Origin of the sequence: Kitasatospora sp. NPDC015120 (assembly GCF_043080305.1) — a bacterium.
Taxonomy (GTDB): domain Bacteria; phylum Actinomycetota; class Actinomycetes; order Streptomycetales; family Streptomycetaceae; genus Kitasatospora.
Genome location: NZ_JBIBVJ010000076.1, coordinates 1 through 1228 on the forward strand (window position 1 = coordinate 1; position 1228 = coordinate 1228).

Consider the following 1228-nt stretch of genomic DNA (forward strand, 5'->3'; position numbering starts at 1 on the left):
CGTAAAAATTCAAATTTATACATTTTTACCAATTTAGCATTCCTCACTGAGTATCACCTTTCATACAAATTTTTTGATAGTTTGAATTACTTTCTTCTTGTACAAAAAAATCTTCTACTTGGATATTTAATGCTTTTGAAAGTTTTAAAACATTTAAATGGCTAGGGTTTTTTCGATTTCCTCTTTCTATTTGGGAAATTGTTGGCTGTGGTACACCTGATTTTTCAGATAATGTGAATTGTGTCCAACCCTTTCCTAGCCTTAGATCCCTTAATCTACTTATGATATTTCCCCCCTTTAACTATATATTATTCATTAATGAATAATTTGTCAACGAATAATATATAATTTTATTCGCATTGTAATATTACTTACACAAACTAATAATCGTCTATTTTTTTTGGTATTATTATCAGTAATTAGGTATTTGTGAGGGAAATATATGAATGAATTTAACAAGGAATTAGGAAAAAATATAAATCATCATAGAAAAGCTATTAAAATGTCTACAACAACGCTTTCTGAACTAGCAGGTTTAGGTCAAAGTACTATAAGTAAAATTGAAAATGGAGTAACTTCAACTAATATTCAAACAGTACTTAGTATTTGTGAGGTGTTAGGTATCACTCTTAGTGATGTACTTCCTGAAGAGTATGCTAAACTTCTAGTTGTTGCCCCAATTGATCCCAAAAGATCACAACTATTAACTAAACTAAATCGCATGTCTGAAAGTGAACTCGATCTTGCCTTTAATTACATTTTAACTTTTCTTAAATTAGATATTAATTCAACAACACTTAATAGTATTAATGCTCTTGTTAAAGCGTTCGGCTCCCTAAGTGAAAAAGAACGTCAGTACTTAATTACTACTTTTAATTCCAATACAGATAATTGATTATAGTAAAATGGTACTATAACTAGGAAATTTTGGGGAGGGTTAAAATAATACCCCCCCTTTTTGTTATAAGATTGAATCGTTGAGTTTCTTCTTAATAATTTGTAATTGTTTTTTTATTGTTTCTTTGGATTTAAATAATTTTTCAGCTATTTGATTACGTGTATATCCTTTTACATTTAACCTATATACTTCACTCTCTATAGGAGTTAACACTCTTGTTTTACGCTCGAATTTCAATTCGTTCATAATGATATTGAATATATCTGGTCTTATATTCACTTTATTTAAGTAGGCTTCTCTTATCACATTTGGTAACTCTTTATAGGAACT

General features: G+C 28.5%; 3 protein-coding genes. 1 reads left to right on the forward strand and 2 read right to left on the reverse strand.

All coding sequences use genetic code 11. From position 1 onward, the window contains the following. Window positions 1-43: 43 nt before the first annotated feature. A complete protein-coding gene (locus ACF1AK_RS36395) occupies window positions 44-286 on the reverse strand; it encodes a helix-turn-helix domain-containing protein (RefSeq protein WP_391503090.1) in 243 nt (80 codons plus the stop codon). Window positions 287-442: 156 nt separating this feature from the next. Here ACF1AK_RS36395 and ACF1AK_RS36400 point away from each other — a divergent pair, with 156 nt between their 5' ends. Continuing rightward, window positions 443-895, forward strand: coding sequence for a helix-turn-helix domain-containing protein (locus ACF1AK_RS36400; RefSeq protein ID WP_360451381.1), 453 nt, complete (start codon window positions 443-445; stop codon window positions 893-895). Between the two features lie 66 nt (window positions 896-961). On the opposite strand, the gene ACF1AK_RS36405 is transcribed toward ACF1AK_RS36400, so the two are convergent. Continuing rightward, the coding region (locus tag ACF1AK_RS36405; RefSeq protein WP_391503089.1) for a LuxR C-terminal-related transcriptional regulator at window positions 962-1228 on the reverse strand (267 nt) is incomplete at its 5' end.